Genomic DNA, 23,124 nt, shown 5'->3' with positions numbered 1-23,124 from the left:
TTCGTGGTCTCGAATGACCAGCTCGTCGACAATGAGTAAATCGGTCAGAGCGTTCGGTCCCTCGTTGCTGGCTGCTCCCGCATTCGAAAAGACCATGAGAACCGATCCGCCCCGCCAGCTTCATCTGAACGTCAATATCCTCCACGCCGGCTTTGTCCCTTCCGCATGGCGTACGCATGAGGCCGATCCTCGCGCCTTCGTCGACATCGCCCACTACGTGCGTGTCGCGCAAATTGCCGAAGCGGCGAAATTCGATGCGGTGTTTCTCGCGGATAACGCATCGATTGCCGATCAGATCGACTTCCGCCCGATCACCGCATTGGAGCCGACTGTGTTGCTGGCCGGCATTGCGGCGGCCACGACGCATATCGGTGTGATCGGCACGGCATCGACGAGTTATAACGAGCCGTACAACATCGCACGGCGTTTTGCCACGCTCGATCATCTCAGTGCGGGCCGGGCCGGCTGGAACATCGTCACGACCGCCGATCTCGGCTCAGCCCGCAATTTCGGCCGCGAGGCGGTGCCGGATCATGCTCAACGCTACGAACGCGCCGCCGAATTCACGGAGGTGGTGAAAGCGCTTTGGGATAGCTGGGAGGACGACGCCTTTATCGGCGACAAGGTCAGCGGTCGCTTCGTCGACACCACAAAGGTGCATCGCATCGACCATCGCGGCAAATACTTCAGTGTCGACGGGCCGTTCAACTTGCCGCGCAGCGCGCAGGGTCATCCCGTGCTGATCCAGGCCGGCGGCTCCGCTGACGGACGCGAACTTGCGGCCCGGCACGCGGAAGCCGTGTTCTCGGCATCGCAGTCGTTCGACGAATCGGCGGCCTACGCGCGCGAGCTGAAATCGCGGGCTGCAGCATGGGGACGCGGTAACGATGCAATTCGCGTGTTACCCGGCCTCACTACGATTATCGGCGCAACCGAGGCGCAGGCCCGGCGCCGTCGCGATGAACTGGTCGACCTGATTCCATGGACTTACAGCCTCACTCGACTGGCCGGCATCTTGGGCATTAGCGTCGACCGGTTGAAACTCGACGAGCGCCTGCCGGACGATCTCTCATTGCCCGGCGGCGGCAACGGCAATCACACGTTTTTCCACGCCACGCTCGCGCAGGCGCGGACGAATGGGTACACGGCGCGTGAGTTGATCCGCGCGCTTGCGGGCGGCGGTGGACATCGCGTGGTCGTCGGCACACCGGAACAGATCGCCGACGATATCGAACACTGGTTCAAAGGCGGTGCGGCCGACGGTTTCAATCTGATGCCGGATGTTCTGCCGGGTGGCTTGCGGGACTTCGCCGACGGCGTGGTGCCGCTTCTGCAACAACGTGGCATTTTCCGTACCGAGTATGAGGGACGCACGCTGCGTGAGCACTTCGGGTTGCGGCGTCCGGTCAGCCGTCGTCTGCATCCGCATCAGCGGGAAACGGCTGCAACGGCGTAGCGTAGGTGCGCTGCCTGGACCCGATGCCCAGGCTTGCACTATCTATCGAATGCACCGCGCAATAAGCCGATTTAGAGGCCGATTTAGAAGCCCGTTCAAAAGCCGACTCGCGGCTCCGCTATCTCACGCAATCACTCAACTCACGCCGCAAAAAACCGGTTCTCAGGCCGCGGCAATCCTAGATTCTCGCGCAGCGTCGCGCCTTCGTATTCGCGCCGGAACAGCCCGCGCCTTTGCAACTCGGGAATGACCTTGTCGACAAAGTCGTCGAGACCGCCGGGCAGATACGGGAACATCACGTTGAACCCGTCCGAGCCCTCTTCCACCAGCCATTGCTCCATCTGATCGGCGATCGTCTTCGGCGTGCCCACCATCTCGAGCCCCGAGTATCCGCCAATGCGTTGAGCGAGCTGGCGAATCGTCAGCCCGTCGCGCTGCGCCCATTCGACCACCCGTTGCCGCGCCGTGCGACTCGCATTGGTTTCGGGGATTTCGGGCAGCGGACCGTCCGGATCGAAACCGGACACGTCGTACCCCAATGCAATCGACAATGAAGCGATACCGCTCTCGTAGTGAACGAATGTGTCCAGCCGCGCGCGGATTTCCTGCGCCTCTTCCAATGTATCGCCGACAACCACGAAGGCCGCCGGAAGTATCTTCATGTGATCGCGTTGACGGCCGAGCTTTTCCATCCGGCCTTTCACATCGGCATAGAAGCGCTTGCCGTCGGCCAGCAGCGTTTGCGCGGTGAACACCACCTCGGCGGTTTCGGCCGCGATCTGACGCCCCGCTTCCGATGAGCCGGCCTGCACGATAACGGGCCACCCCTGCACGGGGCGCGCAATATTCAACGGGCCGCGCACCGAGAAGTTCTCGCTCTTGTAGTTCAGCACATGCAGCTTTTGCGGATCGAAGAATGTGCCGGTTTCCGTATCGCGGATAAACGCATCGTCGGCCCAACTGTCCCAGAGCCCGGTGACCACATCGAAAAACTCGCGCGCACGCCGGTATCGCTCGTCGTGTTCGACATGCTCGTCGAGACCGAAATTGAGCGCGGCATCGGGGTTCGACGTCGTCACGAGATTCCATCCCGCGCGGCCGCCGCTGATATGGTCGAGCGAGGCGAAACGCCGGGCTACGTGATAAGGCGCGTCGAACGTGGTGGACGCGGTGGCGATCAGTCCCAGTTTTTCCGTGACCGCGGCCAGCGCGGGCAGCAGCGTCAACGGTTCGAACGACGTCACCGTGTGGCTATGCTTGAGCGCATCGAGCGGCATGTTGAGCACCGCAAGGTGGTCGGCCATGAAGAACGCGTCAAAGCGGCCACGCTCGAGCGTCTGCGCGAAGCGCTTCAGATGCGCGAAATTGAAATTGGCGTCCGGATAGGCGCCGGGATAGCGCCATGCGCCGGTATGAATCGTCGTGGGGCGCATGAAAGCGCCGAGGCGAAGCTGACGTGACATGTGGCGAGGCTCCATCGCAAATGGTCAGAGCAGTTTAATCGCCCTTCGCCGACGCTGCTTGCCACCGTCCACTCGCTCACTCACCCGCGGAACCCGATACACCGGGGCGCCGGAGCAAATCGGAACGCCGAAAGCTTTCCCACAGAAATGCAAAGCACAAAATCTTCGTTCGCGCGCCAGGGCTCCATCACTAGACTGTGATTCAACTTGTCATAACAAGTAAAGACAACCCCCAATCATGCCGAAACCCGACCCTGCCAACGTGCTGCCGCTTTCCGCGCCTCCGCTCTATGAGCAGATAAAGACGGAGTTGCGCTCGCGCATTCTCAATGGCACGTATGCGGCCCATTCGCAGATGCCGTCTGAAAACGACCTCTGCGCGATGTTCGACGTCAGCCGCATCACGGTTCGGCAAGCGCTCGGCGATCTGCAGAAAGAAGGCCTCGTTTTCAAACTGCACGGCAAGGGCACCTTCGTCTCCAAGCCGAAGGCCTTTCAGAACGTCAGCGCGTTGCAAGGCTTCGCTGAAGCGATGTCGTCGATGGGATATGAAATCGTCAACCAGCTCAAACACATCCGTTTTGTTCCGGCCACCGCGCATATCGCCGCTCGCCTCAAGCTGCCCGAGGGCGCGAAAGTTGCCGAAATCCATCGTGTGCGCCTGCTGAATCGCGAACCGGTGTCGCTCGAAATCACGTGGGTTCCGGAGGCGTTGGGCAAACGCCTCGCCAACGCGGACCTCGTCACGCGCGACATCTTTCTCATTCTCGAGAACGACTGCGCGGTGCCGCTCGGCCACGCCGACGTCTCCATCGACGCGATTCTCGCCGACGATGAAATCGTCGAAGCCTTGAACGTTGAAGAAGGCAGCCCGGTGCTTCGCATCGAACGTCTGACGCATAGCGCGGACGGTACGCCGATCGACTACGAATACCTCTATTTCCGCGGCGATGCCTTCCAGTACCGCTTCCGGATCGACCGTCAGAAAGAAAAGAAGACCACAAGGAAGACGAAATGAATACGCACGTGATCGAGTACGACCTGGTCGTCGTGGGTGGCGGCACCGCCGGTCCAATGGCTGCCGTCAAGGCAAAAGAACAGAATCCGAACCTGAAGGTTCTGCTGCTGGAAAAGGCCAACGTCAAACGCAGCGGCGCGATTTCGATGGGCATGGATGGCTTGAATAACGCCATCATTCCCGGCCATGCGACGCCCGAACAGTACACCAAGGAAATCACCATTGCCAACGACGGCATTGTCGATCAGGCGGCCGTCTACGCCTATGCGAAGCACAGCTTCAAGACCATCGAAGAACTCGACCGCTGGGGCGTGAAGTTCGAAAAAGACGGCACGGGCGACTATGCGGTCAAGAAAGTGCATCACATGGGCTCGTATGTTCTGCCGATGCCGGAAGGCCACGACATCAAGAAAGTGCTCTACCGGCAGCTCAAACGCGCGCGCATTGCGATCACCAACCGCATCGTCGTCACACGCGTACTGACGGATACGCAAGGGCGTGCCTGCGGCGTGCTGGGTTTCGATTGCCGTACGGCGGACTTTTACGTAGTGCGCGCCAAAGCGGTGATTCTCTGCTGCGGCGCTGCGGGCCGGCTCGGTTTGCCGTCCTCGGGTTACTTGATGGGCACCTACGAGAACCCGACCAACGCCGGCGACGGCTACGCGATGGCCTATCACGCGGGCGCCGCGCTGGCGAACCTCGAGTGCTTCCAGATCAATCCGCTGATCAAGGACTACAACGGCCCTGCCTGTGCGTACGTGACCGGCCCGCTCGGGGGTTTCACCGCGAACGGCAAGGGCGAACGCTTCATCGAATGCGATTACTGGAGCGGTCAGATGATGTGGGAGTTTTATCAGGAACTCCAGAGCGGAAACGGCCCGGTGTTTCTTAAGCTCGATCACCTCGCCGAAGAAACCATTCAAACCATCGAGCAGATTCTGCACACGAACGAACGCCCGAGTCGCGGACGGTTTCACGCGGGACGCGGCACGGACTACCGGCAGCAGATGATCGAAATGCACATCTCGGAGATCGGATTTTGCAGCGGTCACAGCGCGTCCGGGGTGTACGTGAACGAGCGTGCGGAGACCACGATAGCCGGTCTCTACGCTGCCGGCGACATGGCCGCGGTGCCGCACAACTACATGCTCGGCGCGTTTACCTACGGCTGGTTCGCGGGACAGAACGCGGCGCAATACGTCGAGGGCCGTGAGCATGCAGCGCTCGATAACGAGCAGGTGGACGCCGAGCGGACGCGCATCTATGCACCGCTGGAACGGGAGACAGGACTTGCGCCGGCACAAGTCGAATACAAGCTGCGCCGCATGGTGAATGACTATCTGCAACCGCCGAAGGTCACGCGCAAGATGGAAATCGGTCTGCAACGTTTCGCCGAAATCGCCACGGATATCGACCAGATCAAAGCCGACAACCCGCACGAACTGATGCGCGCCGCGGAAGTGCGGGCGATTCGCGACTGCGCCGAAATGGCGGCACACGCATCGCTGTATCGCACGGAAAGCCGCTGGGGTCTGTACCACCATCGCGTCGATTTCCCGCAGCGCAACGACGCGGAATGGTTTTGCCACACGCATCTGAAGAAAGACGCAGCAGGCCGCATGGTCAGCGAAAAGCGCGCCGTTCAACCGTACGTGGTGCCGCTCGACAACCGCGAAAGTCAGGCCTATCAGCACCTGCGGATCGGCGAACCCGCACTCGCCGACGCTTAAGGAATCACGGAGCCACCATGTCTACGACACCGCACAACATTTTTCAGCGCAGCGCCGCGCCGGTCACGATCGACGAAGACAAATGCATCGCCGATAAAGGCTGCACGGTCTGCGTGGACGTATGCCCGCTCGATCTGCTCGCAATCGATCTGACCAAAGGCAAGGCTTATATGAAGTTCGACGAATGCTGGTACTGCATGCCGTGCGAAAAAGATTGCCCGACCGATGCGGTCAGGGTCGACATCCCTTATCTGCTGCGCTAGCAGCGAACCATCCAGACCAAAGCGCCGTTTCTCTATCAATCGGGGTTTAACTCATGACTATCCGCCGTTTGCTTGCCGCCATGCTCTTCGCGAGCAGCCTGTTTTCCCTCACCGCCATCTCGGCGCGCGCCGAGACGATCCGCGTCGCAATCGGCACTCAGGACACGACGATCAATTGCGCAGCCGGCGGCCTGCTGATCCGCGAGTTGAATCTGCTCGATAAATATCTGCCGCACGACGGCAAATACAAGGACGTCAAATACGACGTGCAGTGGAAAGATTTCACCTCCGGTGCGCCGATAACCAACGAAATGGTGGCGGGCAAACTGGACTTCGGATCGATGGCGGACTTTCCCGGTTCGTTGAACGGTGTGGCTTTCCAGAAGGCCGGCAAGAAGAGCGTATTTATCACGGTCCTCTCGGGCAGTATCGACGGCAGCGGCAACGGCATCGTGGTGCCGGGCGATTCATCGATTCGTTCGATCGCCGACCTGAAGGGCAAAACGATCTCGGTGCCGTTCGCTTCGGCGGCGCACGGTATGTTGCTGCGGGCAATCACGGCTCAGGGCTGGAATCCCGACACCGACGTGAACATCATCACGCAGTCGCCCGAAGTGGCAGGTAGCGCGTTGAAAGCGCACAAGATCGACGCGCACGCCGACTTTGTGCCGTTCGCTGAACTGTTCCCGTTCCGCGGCTTTGCGCGCAAGATTTACGACGGCGCCCAAACTCACGCGCCGACGTTCCACGGCACGCTCGTGGATGCGGACTATGCGAAGCGCTATCCGGAAGTTGTGGTGGCGTATTTGCGTGCGGTGATCGAGGCAAACCAGTTGTTTGCGCAAGACCCGGAGAAATACAGCCAGCTCATCCAGAAAGTGACCGGCATCGACGCCGAAGTCAATTACCTGTTCCACGGACCACTCGGTTTGCAGACGCGTGATCTGACATGGAAGCCTGAATACCGGCAAGCCGCTGTCACGGCCATCAACACACTTAAGCTGCTGAAAAAGACCGACGTCGATCTGGACGTCAACACGTTCATCGACGATCGTTATATCCGCGAAGCGTTCAAACAGTCCGGCCTGAACTACGACGTCGCGCTCAAGAATTACGCGAAACAGCCGCTCGTCGCCAATGACGCGCAAACGGGCAAACGCATCACCGATTTCCGCAGCGTGACGCAAGTCTGGATCGACGGTGAAGGCAAGGTGCGCGACTATGCGTCGGCCCAGGAAGCGTTCGCGGCGCTCAATACGCTCGAACAAGGCGGCAAGAAAGCGCGCGTCGTGTATGTCCAGGATCGTTCGAGCGGACTGAAACTGTTCGCCAATCAGGCGTGGTACGTGAAGGACGCCAAGGGCAATATCAGCGCATTCCTGCTGAAAGAAAGCGCCGATAGCTACGCGAAACAGGTGGACGGCAGCGTCGTGGATTTCGCCGCCGCGAAGACCGATGCAACGCAAGCCGTTGCCTCGCGCTAACTGTGCGCTAGCTGCGTGCTAATTGCGCGCTAACTGCGTGTTAGCTGATTAGCCTGCCGCGTTCACAATCACGGGAGTCCTCGATGTCAGCCATTCTCGAAGCCACGGAAAGTGTAAGCATCCGGCGTAGCGCCGCCATCCAACGGATCTGGCATCCCGCACGTCTCGCCCGCGTGCTGGCCAGACTCGTCTCGGTGCTGGCGTGCGTCGGTATCTGGCAAATGCTCGCCGAGCATCATGTCTCGTTCGGCGTGGTGACGTTCGCGAACGTGCCTGCGCCAAGCGATGTCGTGCCGGCGGCCTGGGCCCTGCTCCACTCGCCCAAACTGCCGATGCACCTGTTTTCCAGCGTCATGCGTGTGCTGGTGGGCTTTGTCGCGGCGAGTGTTGTGGGTATCGGACTGGGGCTCGCCATCGGGCGCTATCGGGCATTCGAGGACGCCGTCCTGCCGCCGCTCGAAGTGTTGCGGCCGATTCCCGCGGTTGCGTGGATTCCACTCGCCATCCTGATGTTTCCCTCGTCGGAAATGAGCATGATGTTCATCACGTTCATCGGCGCGCTGTTTCCGATTCTGCTCAATACGATCCACGGCGTGGAAGGTGTCGATCCTCGGCTTGTCGCCACAGCGCGCTCGCTCGGCACGCGCGGCAGTGCCTTGTTCAGCGAAGTGATCCTGCCGGGCGCGGCGCCCGCCATCGTCACGGGTTTGTCGATCGGCATGGGTACCGCGTGGTTCTGTCTCGTCACGGCCGAGATGATCGCCGGTCAATACGGAATCGGCTATTTCACCTGGGAGTCGTACACCTTGCAGAATTACGCGGACATCGTCGTCGGCATGCTGCTGATCGGCGCGTTGGGCATGGGCAGCAGCGTGCTGGTGCGGCGCGCCGGGTTAGCGCTGATACCGTGGTACCGGATGGAGGCGTCGCAGCGATGAGCACCGAATTGCAATCGAAACCGTCCGGCCGCATCGACGTGCGCGCGCTGAGCGTGCAGGTCGGCGTGCGCGAGCAGCGTTTCACCGCACTCGAGCAGTTGGACTTCACCGTCGAGCCGGGCGAGTTCGTCTGTGTGCTAGGACCGTCGGGATGCGGAAAATCGACGCTGCTGGCAGCGCTTGCCGGCCATGTGGCGGCCAGCGCGGGCGAGATTGTCGTCGACGGCGAGCGGGTCGTGCGCCCGCATCCGGAGCGCGGCCTCGTGTTTCAGCAACACACGCTATTCCCGTGGAAACGCGTGATCGACAACGTCGCGTTCGGCCTGAAGATGAAAGGCCTCCCCGCCGATGAACGGCGCCGGCAAGCGAGCGCGCTGCTCGATCTCGTGGGTCTAAGCGGCTTCGGCACACGCTATCCGGCGCAGTTGTCGGGCGGCATGCAACAACGCGTGGAGATCGCGCGTGCGCTGATCAACCGGCCACGCGTGCTGCTGATGGACGAACCGTTCGGCGCGCTCGACGCGCAAACGCGCCGCATGATGCAAACGCTGCTGCTCGACGTATGGACACAAATCCGCACGACGGTGCTGTTCGTTACACACGATATCGACGAAGCGTTGTTTCTCGCCGACCGCATCCTGGTGCTGTCGCAGCGGCCCGCGCGTATCGTCGCCGATCTGCGCATTACGTTCGAGCGCCCTCGCGACGACGAGACCACGACCGAGACGCAATTCATCGAGATCAAGCGCCACTGCCTTGCGCTGCTACGCGCGGCGGCATAACACGCGTGACTTGCTTGTCATACGAATCGAACGCATCTGTTTCAACCCGGACACCATTCAACTCATGACCGATATTTCGCTTCCGCTTACGTTCGACCCCGATTCACTCGATCCGGAAGCCGCCGAAATTCTGCCGCGCCTGGCGTCCACCGATGCCGCCGTGCGCCGCATCGCCCTCCTCGCGCTCGCCGACCTCGAAGACGAAGCCGTGCTCGGACCGATTGTCGCCGCCTTGCGCACCGACACGTCCTCCGACGTTCGCGCTCAAGCCGCCGAGGTGCTCGGTGCGTGGGAGCGCGCCGACGCGGTGGAGGCGCTGTGTGAAGCACTGGCGGATCAAGCGGAAGCGGTACGCGACGCGGCCGCGCAGAGTCTGTCCAATCTGAAGAGTACGGATTCGGGACCGTTGCTCGCGCCGTGGACCACGCATAGCGATCCGTTTGTGCGCCAGGCCGTGCTGCGTGGTCTGCGCGAATTACGCTACACAGGCGCGCTGGAACCCGCGCTAACCGCACTGGCGGCAAGCGAAGACATCGTGCGGCTCGAAGCTGTCAGCGTGCTCGGCTGGTTGAAGAGCGAGCGTGCACTTGGCCCTCTTGCCGCAGTCGCCGCGCACGATCCGAACGCCGCCGTGCGGCGAGCGGCGATCGGCGCGTTGGGTATCGGCGCAGCGGCGACGGAGGAAACCGTCGTCGCATTGTTGAGCGCGTTACGCGATACCGCGTGGCAGGTCCGTGAAGAAGCGGCGGCCACGCTCGGCAAACTGCGGGCGCAAAGCGCGCGGGATCCACTGATCGCAGCGCTTGACGACGACTACTGGCAAGTCCGTTTGCAAGCGGTCCGCGCGCTGGGCAAACTCGGCGAAGCAAGCGCGAGCACGGCGGTCGCCGCGCTGCTCACGCATGCGATCAGCAACTTGCGCAAGGAGGCGGCATTGTCGCTTGGCGAACTGGGCGACGCAGCGTCGTTGCCCGCCTTGCACGCAGCCGCGGCCGATACCGATCCGGAAGTGCGCAAGGCCGCACGTATCGCGCTGACGCAAATTGAAAAAGCGCAATGATGAATGCGCCCGAACACATCACGGTTCACGCGGCGAGCGGGCGATTGTCATTGACGTGGACTGACGGACACACGCAATGGATCGACAACGCGACGCTGCGAGAACGCTGCCCTTGCTCGACATGCCGCCGTCTGGCACATGTGGGCAACGCGACGCAAATCGAGTCACGCGTCACGATTGTCGACGTGCAGCCGATGGGCTATGGCGTGCAGATCGTGTTCAGCGACGGACACGCGCAGGGGATTTATCCGTGGGACTATCTGGCGGGTATTGCCTGATATGGCCTGATGAATACAGGCATGGAAAAGCGGCGACCGTGATCGGCCGCCGCTTTTCGTCAGCGTATCGTCAACGTCGTGAAGACAGCCGCCGCACCACCGACACCAGCGCATCGACTTCATCGCAGGTGTTGTAGAACGCTAGGGACGGCCTCACCGTGGCTTCAACGCCGAAGCGACGCAAGATCGGCTGCGCGCAATGATGCCCCGAGCGCACGGCAATACCCTCTTCGTTCAAGGCCTGCCCGACTTCCTCGGTCTCGTAGCCCTTCAACACGAAAGACAACACGCTGGCTTTGTCGCGCGCCGTGCCGATCAGCCGCACGCCAGGCACCGGCTGCAGTACGCTCGTCGCATACGCCAGCAGATCGTGTTCATAGCGCGCGATATTCTCGATGCCCACGCGCTGAACATAATCGATCGCCGCACCGAGCCCCACGGCATCGGCGATATTGCCCGTGCCCGCCTCGAAGCGATTCGGCGGCGGCTGGAACACGGTGCGCTCGAACGTGACGTCCGCGATCATGTTGCCGCCACCCTGCCACGGCGGCATGTCCTCGAGAATCGCACGCTTGCCGTAGACCACGCCGATGCCGGTCGGGCCGAACACCTTGTGACCCGAGAACACAAAGAAGTCCGCGTCGAGCGCCTGCACGTCCACCCGCATGTGCGACACCGATTGCGCGCCGTCGACCAGCGCTTTCGCCCCTGCCCGGTGCGCAAGCTCGACAATCTCCTTGACCGGCGCCACGGTGCCCAGCGCGTTCGATACCTGCGTGACCGACACGATCTTCGTCCGGTCATTGAGCAGACGACGATATTCGTCGAGCAGAACCTGGCCGCTGTCATCGACCGGAATCACGCGCAGCTTTGCGCCGGTTTGTGCGGCAAGCTGCTGCCACGGCACGATGTTCGCGTGATGTTCCAGATGCGAGACGATGATCTCGTCACCTTCGCCGACATGCTGCACGCCCCACGTTTTCGCGATCAGGTTGATCGCTTCGGTGGTGCCGCGCACGAAGATGATTTCTTCCGGCGACGCCGCGCCGATGAACCGCTGCACTTTGCTGCGTGCGGCTTCGTAGGCATCGGTGGCGCGGCCGGCCAGCGCGTGAGCAGCCCGGTGAATGTTCGAGTTTTCGTGCGCGTAGAAATACGCGAGCCGATCGATCACCGCCTGCGGCTTATGCGTGGTCGCGGCATTGTCGAACCACACCAGCTGACGGCCGTTCACACGCTCCTGCAGAATCGGAAAGTCGCGGCGGATCGCATTCACATCGAACGGCGGGTGGGCTGACGGCCCCGCATGCGGCACGCCGTCTCTCGCGCCAGTCGTTTGCCCGGGAGTTTGCCCGGGATAGCGCGACGCGTCGTTCAGATTCAGAAAATAATGTGAGCCGCCAGCATGATCTGCCGGTCCGGCACCCGGCACCGCCTGCGATGCGGCCGGCCTGTCGTACGGGAAACGCTGTTCGGCAAGCGGCTCATCGACACCAGGGAGTCCGAGCGATTGCGCACTGACTTCGTTCCAACCCGGCACGACGATATCCGGCGACGCAACCGTCGATGTCCGGGCTTGTGCCGTTTCGCCCAGAAAATAATAAGGCGACGCAGATCCAGGCGAGCCCGCCGACGTAGGCGACGCACCGCCCGCAGACGGACGCTGCGCGCCATGTGCCTCAGGCACGCCAAGCGCCGCGCCACCAAAGCGCGGATCGAGTGCGGGCGCAACGGTCACTGCGCTATCGGGCAAACCATTCTGTGCAGCGGCATGGGGCGCCAGCGCAGGCGCGCGATTCCCCAGCGAAAGAACGTGCGTAGGCGCCGAAGGCAGTAGGTTGCCGCCGGGCACATGTCCCTGCGGCAAGGCTGCGCCAGGCACACCGGTACCCGTACCACCGGGACCCGCGAGTGGTGAGCCGGCCGGTGCCGGGTTGCTGATCTCGCTGGTCACCGGCGCCGTGAACGGCAGCGTGGCGGCCACGCTGCGCGCGCCGCCTGGCTGCGGCGCATTACCCGGCAACGCGGAGAAAAATGCATTGGCCAGCGACGCTAACGTCACCGGATCAGGCAAACCCGCGGGCGGACCGGTCGGCACATCGTGCGGCAGGACGCTATCCATGGGCTTACTTGTAGGTGTCTGGGTAGTCATGGTACTTGCCGATCTCCACGTCATCGAGAACTGCCAGCGCGTCCGGCGAATGCACCGCGAGCGAGCAATAGAGCGAGATCAGATACGACGCGATCGCATGATTGTTGATGCCCATGAAGCGGACCGACAAACCCGGACCCTGCTCGCCGGCCACGCCCGGCTGGAACAGGCCGACCACGCCCTGGCGCTTGTCGCCCACGCGCAGCAGCAGGATCTTGGTCTTGCCGTCGGCAACCGGCACCTTGTCCGACGGAATCAGCGGAATACCACGCCACGTCAGGAACTGCGAGCCGAACAGGCTGACGGTCGGCGGCGGCACGCCACGGCGCGTGCATTCACGACCGAACGCAGCGATCGCGAGCGGATGCGTCAGGAAAAACGCCGGCTCTTTCCATACCTTGGTGAGCAATTCGTCGAGATCGTCGGGGGTCGGCGCGCCGGTCAGCGGGAACACGCGCTGCTCTTCAGCCACGTTCGCGAGCAGGCCGTAGTCCGGGTTGTTGATCAACTGGCTTTCCTGCAACTCCTTGATCGTCTCGATCGTGAGGCGCAGTTGTTCCTTGATCTGATCGTGCGGGCTGCTGTACAGATCCGAGATCCGCGTGTGCACGTCGAGCACGGTGCTGACCGCATTCAGGAAGTACTCACGCGGTTGCTCTTCGTAGGGTACGAAGGTGCGCGGCAGAATGCTTTCGTCTTCGCGCGCGGTGCAGGCTGCCTTCACGGCTTCAGGATTCTTCACCTGGTTCAGACGATAGATGCCCGCCTCGACCGGCAGCCATTGCAGCAGATGAGTAAGCCAGCGGGGCGTGATCGTGGCGAGTTGCGGAACGGTTTTGGTGGCATTGGCTAGTTGCCGTGCTGCGGTATCGCCGAGCGCCGTCAGGCCGCCGACTGTTGCTGTCATCTGTTGCTCCAGGATTGATAGAAGAAAAACGGGAAAGCTTATGAATGCAAGTGATTATGGGAAGGCGCCCCTGGCCGTTCAACATGCTATAGACGGCAACGAGGAGCGCTAAAGTGCGGATGCCTGATCGACGGCAGCGGAATGCGAAAGCGCGGCGACATCCACATTGCCGGACGAGTGACAGAGCAGGCGTTCGACCGGCACGTTGAATGCACGGGCAAGCTTGTCGAGCGTGACGATCGACGCGATAGCAGAGCCACGCTCGATCTCGCCGACATAAGACCGGTTGAGTCCGGCGTGCTCGGCCAACTGCTCCTGAGACCAGCCGGACGCCTCGCGCAAGCGCCGCACTGCGGCGCCGAAATCCCGAACGAGCACGCTCATCGAACCGCTCCGGCCACGGCAGGCTCCGCGGCGGCAGACTCGCGCGGCGTGCGATCGCGAACCGCAGCAGTGGCGGCGGCACCGGCTCCGGTGCCTTCGTTGCGCGACACGGCCTGCGTCACATGCGAACCCGGCGCGACATCCTGCGTGAGCCACACATTGCCGCCGATCACCGAGCCCTGCCCCAGCGTGACGCGTCCAAGAATCGTGGCGCCCGCATAAATCACGACGTCGTCCTCGACGATCGGATGACGCGCATGGCCCTTTTCCAGATGCCCCTGCGCGTCGCGCGGAAAACGCTTCGCGCCCAGCGTAACGGCCTGATAGACCCGGACGCGTTCGCCGATGATGGCCGTTTCGCCGATCACCACCCCCGTCCCATGATCGATGAAGAACCCCGCGCCGATCCGCGCCCCAGGATGAATGTCGATGCCGGTCTGCGCATGCGCGTGTTCGGCGATGATTCGCGCCAGCAGCGGCAGTCCCAAACCGTACAGCTCGTGCGCAAGCCGATGGTGAATCATCGCCAGCACGCCCGGGTAGCACAGCAGGACTTCATCCACGCTGCCCGCCGCCGGGTCCCCGTGGAACGCGGCCAATACGTCGCTATCGAGCAGGCTGCGAATCGCCGGCAGCCGTGCCGCGAACGCACGCACCGCGATGCCGGCCTGAGCCTCGATCGTGGCGGCAGGCGGCGGCTGATGACGGCTGCGGTAGTGAAGCTCGAGGCGCGCCTGACTCAGCAACGCATGCAAAGCGGCGTCGAGCGCGTGACCGACATAGAAGTTCTCGCTTTCCTGGCGCAGATCGGGTGGTCCGAGCCGCATCGGAAAAAGCACGCCCTTCAGCGTGTCGACGACCTCCGCAAGCGCTTCGCGCCCCGGCAATTCGCGCCCGCCCGGTTCAAGCGAGCGTTTCTGCACTTCGCGCCATTGCTGGCGGACTGTCTGAAGCGCGTGAACAATCTCATCGACATCAAACACAGCCACAGCGGTTACTCCCCGTAAAGTGCAGCGTTGGCGATCAGGCGGTCAGTCCTGAATCCACGGCAACTCATGAAAACGCCAGCCATTGCTGGCACCGCGCCGTTGCGCGCCGTCCAGCTCCCCTTCAAAACCTTCCAGCACATTGAAGACCTGCGTGAAGCCGGCTTTCGCCGCGGCTTCGGCGGCCAGCGCCGAGCGGTTGCCGCTGCGGCACAGCAGCAACAAGACGGCATCCTTGCCAGTCTTCGCTTCCAGTTCACGCACGAAGCGCGGATTGCGCGTCAGGCTCGTGCCCGTCGCCCACGCGACATGCAAACTGTCCGGCACGAGTCCGACGAATTTGCGTTCTTCGGCGGTGCGCACGTCCACCAGCACGGCGCCGCCTGCCTGGACGAGCGCCCACGCATCGCGCGGCGACAGGCCGCCGGCATAGGGCAAACCGGCTTCGACGGCAGCCGCACGGGCGGCTTCAAGCAACGCGTGGGTGGGTCGTTCTGCGAGTTCAAGCGTCATAACGTCTCCTTCGATATCGCGCGAATCAGTAGGCGCGGGTCTGAGCCATCTGCGAATGCAACCGCCTATAGCCATCAGGAGACACTATGAAAGAGAGCCGGCCGAAGCCGAACCAATAAATTGTGATTTCTAAAGAAGCAGCAGTTCGGTCGCTCCTGCTTGCAGTTGACCCGCTACGTGCGCCCAGCCGCATCGCCGCTGACCCGCCGGTTATTCCGGCGGAATCCTGAGCGGAACGACAAACATGCCCGCGGTGTATTCCATATGGAAATAGCCGCAGCGCGCGTAAGCCGCAATGCGTTCGAGCTGCTCAGGCGATTGGGGGCGATAGGTCGCGGCAGCCGTCTCGCCTGAAGATTGCTCAGACGAGACCGGCGTGCGTTTTGAGAATGGCTTCTGCAGGCTTCGCAACGGATGCCGCAGTCCGCCCCAGATAAGCGTCGCTGAAAGTGTGGCCATGCGGCCTCCGTCGATTCATTGCTATATGAATGAATCTAGCGACCTGGATACGGAATCGCAAACAAGCTTTTGTGGATTGGTTTTCGGAGAACGGCTCAAACCCTAATCAGCAGCGAATCCGCTGCGCATTCGCTCACGGTATGTGCCAGCGGCTAGAACAGCGTGCGGATCCCCACCCGCACCGCCGTCGACGACTGCCCCGTGCAGACGTACACGCCATGGGTAAACACCGGTGCTGCGCCGCCGCCGAGGAAAACCGGCGCCGCGCCCCCCGAGGCGCGCAAATAAGTCGCGCTCGTATAGACATCGGTGCGCTTCGACAGCGCGTAGTCGAGCAGCAGCGTGCCGTTCTGCCACTTCTGCGAACCGAGCTTGCTGTACCAGTAGCCACCCATCAGCGTCGTGGCGGGAGTCAACTGAAATACTTCGTTGATTTCATAGGTCGGCATCGAACCGTTGTCGTGACCGATGCGGAAGTGCGTGTCGGTGAACAATAGCCGTGTCAGGCTCCGGCCGAAGCGATAACTACCACCCACGCCGAAACTGCTGACGCTGCTCGCGAGTACCGGCGTGCCAGGCAGATCGGGGAAGAAGGTCGTGCCGGCCTGGCTCGGTCCATTCAGGCCGAGATCATGGGTATCGGTATACGCAGCGCCGAGGTTCAGCGGACCGTTCGAATAGCGCAGTCCAAATGCGATCACCCGCCCGGTTCCTGCCGATACGGATTGCGAAGGAAAGGCATACAGTGCGCCGGCCTGCAGTCCCGCGTAATTCGGCGACGTGTACTTGATCGCGTTATTGATGTGCAGCGTGCCCGCCAGGTGATCGAAGTCGCCCGGATGCCACGAGTACTGACCCGCGACTTGTCCCATTGCAAACTGCGTGAGGTTGTCCCAGAAGAAGTCGTATTGCTTGCCGAGCATGAACCGGCCGTAGGTTTGATTTTCAACACCCAACCACGCCTGACGGCTAAACAGCACGCCTGATTGCACCATCGTGCCCGAGTAGAGATTGAAACCGTTCTCCAGGTCGAAGACAACCCGCGTACCACCGCCGACATCCTCCACGCCGCGCAAACCCCAACGATTCGACTGGATCGAACCGTCGTTGGCGACGAAATTCGAATGGCCGTTCACGTTGCTGAAATAGGTAATGCCCGCATCGATAATGCCGTACAACGTCACGCTGCTTTGTGCGTAAGCGAGCGGACTCGCCAACGCCAGTAAGAGCGTTGTACTCAACGCAAACTTTCTCATTGCCAGTCTCCAGTATTTATTTTTTTCCACGCAAAAGAATGCCTCCGCCCTCAAGGAGGAATATCTGTTCGCCAAGGGGTACGCCGTGCGGATCGTCCGGCATTTCCGATATCCGGACGTTCGTTATTAACTCAGTCCAGCAAGGCCTGCCCCGATCGAACAGCACGCCGTTGCTGACTTCTCGACATCAAGACGATCCCCACTATCATGAACACCGCAATGACCAGCGAAGAAGTGATTCGGCCCAGTTCCAGTCCACCTTCGCTATAGGGTTTGGTGAGCGTATCGCCAAGAGTGGCGCCAAGAGGGCGAGTGAGGATATACGCAGCCCAGAACAGCGCGCCGGGTGGGACCTTCTTTAGCCAGAAGTACGCCGCGGCCACAATGACAATCAGGCCGGCGAACACCAGCGCGCCGCCGTCAAAGCCCAGGTCCGCACTGGTTGCGACGAAATCGCCTAGTGCAGTCCCGAGCGTGTTGGAAACCAGAATCGTGAGCCAGTAAAACACCTCTTCCTTTCGCGTCGAGATGTTCTCGAACTCGACCTTTCCGGCAACGCGCCGCCAGATGTAAAGGATCAGCAGAACACCGCAAAACAGCATGAAGGACGATTTCACGTAACCAAGGCCGACGGTGCGATCGAGGTAATCCGAGGTCGTCGTGCCGACGGTCGTTGTGGCGACCACCACGAGCCAATAGACGAAGGGGTGATACCGTTTAGACCCGATCTGGGCCGTCAGCGTGACGAAGAAAAATGCGAGGAGGATGATGCTGCTGATCGCATAACCGAGTTTCAACGTCATCGAAAGGGCGTCACCGCCGGTCTCGCCGACCGTGGTCGCGAGTATCTTGACCACCCAGAACATCAAGGTGATCTGCGGGACTTTACTGGCGGGATCGGTCTCGCGACGCTGATCTGAATCCTGAATGCTGCTCATCACATGGTTCCTTTGTCAGGTGCCTTGATACGTACGGCACATAGCCGGTGCAACCCCTGCAGGCTGATCGGAAGAGCCCGCCCCCTGAATGGAGAGCGGGCAGCCTTTGCCGGGCACGCGCTTACTGCGTGGCAAATACCGATACCCCTGGGCTGGAAAATTCAGCCGACACGCCGCCCGCGTGCGGCACGAATACCCGGTGCAACTCACCATCTACCGCAACCGAGTGCGCATGAATTCCGGCGGGAACGCTGCCAAGAAAGTGCCGTGTGGTCGCGTCGACGACGCCGAGCGCCGAGTCGAACTTCGCGTCTTTCCGACCGACCTGAGAAATACCGTCAGCGGAGTGGTGGCCGGCGGGAAGAAAATAGCGCTTCGAAACCGGGTCATAGGCGACCTGGTCCGCACCGCCGAACGGCAATTCAGCAAGTGTCTTGCCGCTGCTGCGGTCGATGATCAACGTCAGCTGCTTGCTCCCCTCATCGGGATCGCACCCAATCAGCGCATCGTTGCCCGGTCCGATTGCGATGCCGGTCGGTGCGCCGCACCCTTTGAGCGCAAACACCTTTGCAACAACGGGCTTTCCTGCAAGAACGGACGCAACAGGAATGACATCGACCTCGCCTTTCGGATTCGCCTTCGTTCCATCGTTGTTCAGCACGAAGTTTCTGTTCTTCGGGTCATACGCGCACGCCTCGAGACCGGTGGAGTCAGGCAGAGAAAGTTTGCCGACGATCGTTTGAGTCCGGGTATCGATGAAGGTCGCAAACGGTGGTTTTTCGCCGCCGCTCGAGTACATCACGACGTGGTGCTCCGGGTCGAGGCACCCTTCGTCGGCGCGAATACCTGTCGTACTGACCGCGATCGTCTTGACCAGTTTCTTTTCCGACACATCGATCAGCTTGACCGAATTGACGTCTCCCACGTAGACCAATGACGTACCCGGGACCGGCGTCACCCCCGCCGGCGAGGAGGTATCGAAGCTCTTGCCGACACCGGCAAAATCCCCGGTAATCTGCGCAAGCAGCGTCATGGTTTTAGCGTCAAATACATCTAGCGCACCGTTCGATCCGTCGGCGAGATAGTACTTTCCGTCTGCGGTCGCGCTTGTGTCGAAGGCAAAGTGTGTCGCCACCTTTACGGGAATGTTGGCAGACCACTTTGGCAAACTGTCTGCCGCCTCGTTGCCCCATGCATGAGCCACCATCGCCAGGATTCCCGTTAGTGCAATTGCAGCGTAAGTTCGTTTCATGTGTTGATATCTCCTATCAGTTGTTACGGTTTTCAGCCACGTGCAAGGCTGGAATTTCATCCCTGAGTCAATTTTTCCCAACGCGATTTATCTGCGAATCGATGTATTCAGAAGGAGTGGACGATACCGATGCGAACGTCGGCTTGCTGACCTGTCGACGATGGCGTAAAGGCCTCGCCGAGAACGGCATCGACGCCGGCCGATGCTTTCAGGTAGTCCGATGAGATATAAATCTGTGTCCTCTTGGAGAGGGCATAGTTGGCCGCCGCCGTTACCTGATTCCAGTTGTGGCCCTGGAAACCGGTGTGCTGATAGCCGACGACAAACTGCAAAAAAGGGTTAGCCTGATACGTCGCGCCACCCTCATACACGTGCATCACGGAAACCTCGCCCTGGTATTTCAGCGTCGTGTCGGTAAAGTTGCCGTAGAGGGTGAAATCGCCGATCGCATACGAAGCGCCGATGCCGAACGTGGCCAACGAATGGAGCGTGAAGGCCGGCTGGAGGTCGGTGGCCGAATTGCCGGTTCCCGTCACGGTCGGAACGCCGAAGAAGGTACGCAAACCGATCTGCGCGTACGGGTCCAACGTCGGCGTGGCCTCGAATGTATAGTCCGTGCCGATCGTCAGGGGACCGTTTGCGTACTGCCCGCCCACACTCCACGCGCTACCGTTATGGAAGCTTCCCGCCGTATTACTGAAGCCATACATCGCGGCGAACTGAAATCCCTTGATGGTCGGACTGGTGTATTTGACGGAATTGGGCATCCGGTCGTTGTTGGTGTGGTCGAAGTCCCCCTGATGGATCGCATAGCCACTGCCGAGCGCGCTAACGTTGAACTGGTTGAAAAAGTCGAAGGCCATGTCGTACTGGTAACCCATGGTGATCCTCCCGTAATCCGTCTCCAGACCAATCAGAGCCTGGTGTGCGAATTCCGTATTGGCGGGAAGCATTTTTCCGCTGTTCAGATCGAACAATCCTTCGAGCTTGAACACCACCGTGTTACCGCCACCCAGGTCCTCGTGACCGGCGAGGCCCCAAATGTTCGGGTACAGCACGCCACTATCCAGCTTCGTGTTATGACCGCCTCCCTCGTTGTCCACGAACGTCAGACCTTCGTCGATTCTGCCGTACAGCGTGAGAGTGCTTTGAGCGTGGACAGCCTGGCTCATTAACGCAAACAATGTTGCTGCACTCAGAGCGAGCTTGTTCATTCATTGTCTCCACTATTTATTTTTTAAGGCAAAACGATGCCCTCCCTCGCAGGAGGGATCGCTGTTTCCGAACGTGGGGGCCCGGCGGGTCGACGGGCGCAGCGGATATCGAGGTTTAGCCGCTAACCGTCGAACCGGTATAACGTCGAATCAGTGCGAAAGCGGATCTCGTCGCTCAGACTATTGCTGACCACCAGATAGCGTTGACCGTCTTCGACGAAGCTGGCGGCATCCGTCGCACCGGATGTCGCGAAGTCGCCCACCAGTTCGAAACATCCATCCCGCCAGAGGAAAATCTCCGAGTGCGGCACGACAACCGGGGCTTTGGGCGTTCCGGTGATAAAGCACGCGCGCACCAGATAGCGTCCCTCTTTACCGTCGACCAGACACAGTTCGCGTCCGCCCGGTCCGCCCAGCATCTGCATCTCGACGAACCGCGCACCGTCGAATCGATAAAGCGTGGTGTGTTTGAGCAGGTTCGCGTGCACCATCCACAGCACGCTGTCGCTTTCGAAAAAGCGGAACGCGCGGCCACCGTTTTCGTCGAAGATTTGCAGCGGGACAAACTTCTCGCCATCCCAGCGATTCACCGACGATCCACTGACATGGTCCGCATACGCGAGGTAGTGCTCGTCACCGAACGACACGAACGCGAAGTTGTAGCCCCACTGTCCGTTGAAGTTCTGAAACGGCACGAAGCGCTCGCCATTCCACTCGAACAGGCACGATTCGCGCGGATGTTTCGGCACGACACCGTCGACCACCACGCCTTGCGACAAGCCGAGAAAATGACGCGAGTCGAACGAAAAAGCGGTCCACTGCTTCGCGCCGAATACCGGAAAGCTTTGCAAGGGCGCCCATGCGCCGGCGACGCGTTCATACACCACCGCATCGGTGTCGAGATCGTACGGTCCCTTGCCGCTGCGAATCCCGGCTGCGGCGAGAAAGCGCCGGCCGTCGATCTCGAAGTACTCGAGGTCTTCGCCGCCGGGCAGCGACAGCGCTTCGTGCTCGACGAACCGGCCGTCCTGCCAGCGGTAGATCGGCGCTTCAATGTCGCTGTCGCCGGCGTTCATATAGGGCGCCTCACCCGGCACATCGCGCGCGAGTTGCGGCACGCCGAGAAAGGTGCCCTCGTCGGTCGTAAAGACTTCGACTGCGCGCGCGCCGCTGGTGGGCAACTTCTGCAGCACCGTGAGCAGCCCCGCGCCCAATTCAGTTTTTGCCATGTCCCGCCTCTCCCAACTCCGAACCCGTGATCGCAAAAGACGCAGCCGGCGGGAGCGCTCCCCCTTCCTTGTCTCGCGGCCGCAGCACGTTGGCGAGACAAAGACCTAACGCGGCGCTTACCGCGAGAATCGCCGCCAGCACGAAAAGTGTTTCGAACGATAGATGCTGCGACAACAGCATGCCGCCGATCACCGGCCCGACGATCGAGCCGATGCGTCCGATCGCCAACGTCCAACCGACGCCGGCCGCCCGCACATTCGCTGGAAAGAGATAGCTGGCAATGGCGGGAAACGTCAACTGTCCGCCGACCAGAAACGCGCCGACGGCGAACAACATCGCCAGCGCCGCATTGCCCGCACCGATGATCTGGCCCAGGGCCACCGTCAACACCGCGCCGCCCAGAAACGAAATTGCCACCGGTACAAATAGCCCCCGTTTGCCGACGAGGGTCGAAATCACCAGCGCGCCGCCGATGGCCCCCAGATTGAGCAGTACCGAACCAAGCGCGGCACGACCAGGCTCGACACCGTTCATGTTGAGAATGGTCGGCATGAAGCTAACGAGGAAGCCCGACAGGATCATGCTCGACAACACGCTGACCCACAGCGCCAGCGTCGCCGGGAGCCGACCGCCGGTGAACATGTCGCCGACCACACTTAGCCCGCGCGCCGCCGCGTGCTGCCGGGCTGCCGCCCGTTCGGCGCGGCTAACTGTTTGCGCCGGAATCACGAGGAGCACCGGGATCAGCGCGAGCAAAGCGAACGTGCCGCCCATCAGAAATACGAACGGCCAGCCGAAGCGCACCATCAACGCTGCCGTGATCGCGCCGCCCACTACCGCGCCGAGCGGAAAACCGATGAACATCAGAATCACCAGCGAAGAACGGCGTTGCGGCGAACTGTTCTCAGCAGTGATCGCCGCCACCGGCGGAATCGCGCCGCCCATGCCGAGGCCGCCGATAAACCGCAGCGTAGCCAGCATCGTCGCCGAGGTGGAGAAAGCACAGCCAAGCGTGAAAATGCCGGTTACGGCAAGCGCCAGCAGCAGCATCGGCCGTCGACCGAAACGGTCTGCCAGCGGCCCGACAATCAGCGAGCCGAGCACGGTGCCGATAAAGCCCGCGCCAAACACGCGGCCCAGGGTTGCGTGATCGATCTGCAACGATTTCGCCAGCAACGGCGCGACGAACGACAACATCAGCGTGTCGAAGCCATCGATCATCGACACCGCGAAGCACACCAGCGTGATGCGCAGCACGTTGCTGACGGGCGGACCCGCCGGCGGCTCTTGTGCAAATGAGTTCATGAAGCCTGTCTCCTTCATCAAGGGCGTTTTTTTATGACCCGCGCGGATGCCCTTGC

The 23,124-nt window shown here is 61.3% G+C and carries 22 protein-coding genes; 9 read left to right on the top strand and 13 right to left on the bottom strand.

Annotated features, from left to right (window positions below; translation table 11 throughout):
• The first annotated feature begins 94 nt into the window (after window positions 1-94).
• Window positions 95-1,456: an LLM class flavin-dependent oxidoreductase gene (locus tag ACOSV0_RS06815; protein WP_434109543.1), complete on the top strand. Its 1,362-nt coding sequence runs from the start codon at window positions 95-97 to the stop codon at window positions 1,454-1,456.
• 140 nt (window positions 1,457-1,596) lie between these two features.
• Here the strand turns inward: ACOSV0_RS06815 and ACOSV0_RS06810 are convergent, their stop codons facing one another.
• Entirely contained in the window at window positions 1,597-2,919 is a 1,323-nt protein-coding gene (locus tag ACOSV0_RS06810) for an LLM class flavin-dependent oxidoreductase (RefSeq protein WP_434109542.1), read from the bottom strand.
• A 238-nt stretch (window positions 2,920-3,157) separates the two neighbouring features.
• On the opposite strand from ACOSV0_RS06810, the gene ACOSV0_RS06805 reads away from it, so the two are divergent.
• The 8 genes from ACOSV0_RS06805 (at window position 3,158) to ACOSV0_RS06770 (ending at window position 10,472) form a co-directional block, all read left to right on the top strand.
• Window positions 3,158-3,937, top strand: a complete 780-nt coding sequence (locus ACOSV0_RS06805) for a GntR family transcriptional regulator (RefSeq protein WP_434109540.1) — start codon at window positions 3,158-3,160, stop codon at window positions 3,935-3,937.
• The gene (locus tag ACOSV0_RS06800) at window positions 3,934-5,667 is read left to right on the top strand and encodes a fumarate reductase/succinate dehydrogenase flavoprotein subunit (protein WP_434109539.1); all 1,734 of its coding nucleotides are present in this window, start codon (window positions 3,934-3,936) and stop codon (window positions 5,665-5,667) included. Before ACOSV0_RS06805 ends, ACOSV0_RS06800 begins: the two co-directional genes overlap by 4 nt.
• A 17-nt stretch (window positions 5,668-5,684) precedes the next feature.
• Complete coding sequence (locus tag ACOSV0_RS06795; protein ID WP_030102639.1) at window positions 5,685-5,930, top strand: 4Fe-4S dicluster domain-containing protein; 246 nt, start codon at window positions 5,685-5,687, stop codon at window positions 5,928-5,930.
• 53 nt (window positions 5,931-5,983) lie between these two features.
• Window positions 5,984-7,414 (top strand): ABC transporter substrate-binding protein, encoded by a 1,431-nt coding sequence (locus ACOSV0_RS06790; RefSeq protein ID WP_434109537.1) that lies wholly within the window; start codon window positions 5,984-5,986, stop codon window positions 7,412-7,414.
• A gap of 83 nt (window positions 7,415-7,497) precedes the next feature.
• Complete coding sequence (locus ACOSV0_RS06785; protein ID WP_434109535.1) at window positions 7,498-8,352, top strand: ABC transporter permease; 855 nt, start codon at window positions 7,498-7,500, stop codon at window positions 8,350-8,352.
• Window positions 8,349-9,134 carry an ABC transporter ATP-binding protein gene (locus ACOSV0_RS06780; RefSeq protein ID WP_434109534.1) on the top strand — a complete coding sequence of 262 codons (786 nt, stop codon included), beginning with the start codon at window positions 8,349-8,351 and terminating at the stop codon, window positions 9,132-9,134. Before ACOSV0_RS06785 ends, ACOSV0_RS06780 begins: the two co-directional genes overlap by 4 nt.
• A 64-nt stretch (window positions 9,135-9,198) precedes the next feature.
• Window positions 9,199-10,194 (top strand): HEAT repeat domain-containing protein, encoded by a 996-nt coding sequence (locus tag ACOSV0_RS06775; RefSeq protein ID WP_434109533.1) that lies wholly within the window; start codon window positions 9,199-9,201, stop codon window positions 10,192-10,194.
• Window positions 10,191-10,472 carry a DUF971 domain-containing protein gene (locus ACOSV0_RS06770; RefSeq protein WP_434109531.1) on the top strand — a complete coding sequence of 94 codons (282 nt, stop codon included), beginning with the start codon at window positions 10,191-10,193 and terminating at the stop codon, window positions 10,470-10,472. Before ACOSV0_RS06775 ends, ACOSV0_RS06770 begins: the two co-directional genes overlap by 4 nt.
• Before the next feature lie 70 nt (window positions 10,473-10,542).
• On the opposite strand, the gene ACOSV0_RS06765 is transcribed toward ACOSV0_RS06770, so the two are convergent.
• The 12 genes from ACOSV0_RS06765 to ACOSV0_RS06710 all read right to left on the bottom strand — a co-directional run bounded on the left by ACOSV0_RS06765 (window position 10,543) and on the right by ACOSV0_RS06710 (window position 23,068).
• Window positions 10,543-12,624: a family 2A encapsulin nanocompartment cargo protein cysteine desulfurase gene (locus ACOSV0_RS06765; RefSeq protein WP_434109530.1), complete on the bottom strand. Its 2,082-nt coding sequence runs from the start codon at window positions 12,622-12,624 to the stop codon at window positions 10,543-10,545.
• Window positions 12,599-13,531 carry a family 2A encapsulin nanocompartment shell protein gene (locus ACOSV0_RS06760; RefSeq protein ID WP_054040017.1) on the bottom strand — a complete coding sequence of 311 codons (933 nt, stop codon included), beginning with the start codon at window positions 13,529-13,531 and terminating at the stop codon, window positions 12,599-12,601. Before ACOSV0_RS06760 ends, ACOSV0_RS06765 begins: the two co-directional genes overlap by 26 nt.
• A gap of 108 nt (window positions 13,532-13,639) precedes the next feature.
• Complete coding sequence (locus ACOSV0_RS06755; protein WP_434109527.1) at window positions 13,640-13,915, bottom strand: helix-turn-helix domain-containing protein; 276 nt, start codon at window positions 13,913-13,915, stop codon at window positions 13,640-13,642.
• Complete coding sequence (gene epsC / locus ACOSV0_RS06750) at window positions 13,912-14,904, bottom strand: serine O-acetyltransferase EpsC (protein WP_434109526.1); 993 nt, start codon at window positions 14,902-14,904, stop codon at window positions 13,912-13,914. The genes ACOSV0_RS06755 and epsC overlap by 4 nt, the downstream gene beginning before the upstream one ends.
• Before the next feature lie 42 nt (window positions 14,905-14,946).
• On the bottom strand, window positions 14,947-15,414 hold the full coding sequence (locus ACOSV0_RS06745; RefSeq protein ID WP_434109525.1) for a rhodanese-like domain-containing protein: 468 nt from the start codon (window positions 15,412-15,414) through the stop codon (window positions 14,947-14,949).
• A 210-nt stretch (window positions 15,415-15,624) separates the two neighbouring features.
• Window positions 15,625-15,873, bottom strand: a complete 249-nt coding sequence (locus ACOSV0_RS06740) for a hypothetical protein (RefSeq protein ID WP_434109524.1) — start codon at window positions 15,871-15,873, stop codon at window positions 15,625-15,627.
• Window positions 15,874-16,025: 152 nt separating this feature from the next.
• Complete coding sequence (locus tag ACOSV0_RS06735; protein WP_434109523.1) at window positions 16,026-17,129, bottom strand: porin; 1,104 nt, start codon at window positions 17,127-17,129, stop codon at window positions 16,026-16,028.
• 131 nt (window positions 17,130-17,260) lie between these two features.
• The gene (locus tag ACOSV0_RS06730; protein ID WP_434109522.1) at window positions 17,261-18,067 is read right to left on the bottom strand and encodes a COG4705 family protein; all 807 of its coding nucleotides are present in this window, start codon (window positions 18,065-18,067) and stop codon (window positions 17,261-17,263) included.
• A gap of 121 nt (window positions 18,068-18,188) precedes the next feature.
• The gene (locus ACOSV0_RS06725) at window positions 18,189-19,379 is read right to left on the bottom strand and encodes a hypothetical protein (RefSeq protein ID WP_434109521.1); all 1,191 of its coding nucleotides are present in this window, start codon (window positions 19,377-19,379) and stop codon (window positions 18,189-18,191) included.
• Window positions 19,380-19,426: 47 nt separating this feature from the next.
• A complete protein-coding gene (locus ACOSV0_RS06720) occupies window positions 19,427-20,533 on the bottom strand; it encodes a porin (RefSeq protein ID WP_434109519.1) in 1,107 nt (368 codons plus the stop codon).
• Between the two features lie 122 nt (window positions 20,534-20,655).
• The gene (locus ACOSV0_RS06715) at window positions 20,656-21,762 is read right to left on the bottom strand and encodes a hypothetical protein (RefSeq protein WP_434109518.1); all 1,107 of its coding nucleotides are present in this window, start codon (window positions 21,760-21,762) and stop codon (window positions 20,656-20,658) included.
• Window positions 21,749-23,068, bottom strand: a complete 1,320-nt coding sequence (locus ACOSV0_RS06710) for an MFS transporter (RefSeq protein ID WP_434109517.1) — start codon at window positions 23,066-23,068, stop codon at window positions 21,749-21,751. Before ACOSV0_RS06710 ends, ACOSV0_RS06715 begins: the two co-directional genes overlap by 14 nt.
• Between the last annotated feature and the right edge of the window lie 56 nt (window positions 23,069-23,124).

The sequence above is a fragment of the Paraburkholderia caffeinilytica genome (assembly GCF_051027425.1).
In the GTDB taxonomy this organism is placed as follows: Bacteria; Pseudomonadota; Gammaproteobacteria; order Burkholderiales; family Burkholderiaceae; genus Paraburkholderia; species Paraburkholderia caffeinilytica_A.
The sequence above is the reverse complement of the archived record's forward strand: the minus strand, read 5'-3'. Positions and strand labels throughout refer to the sequence as shown.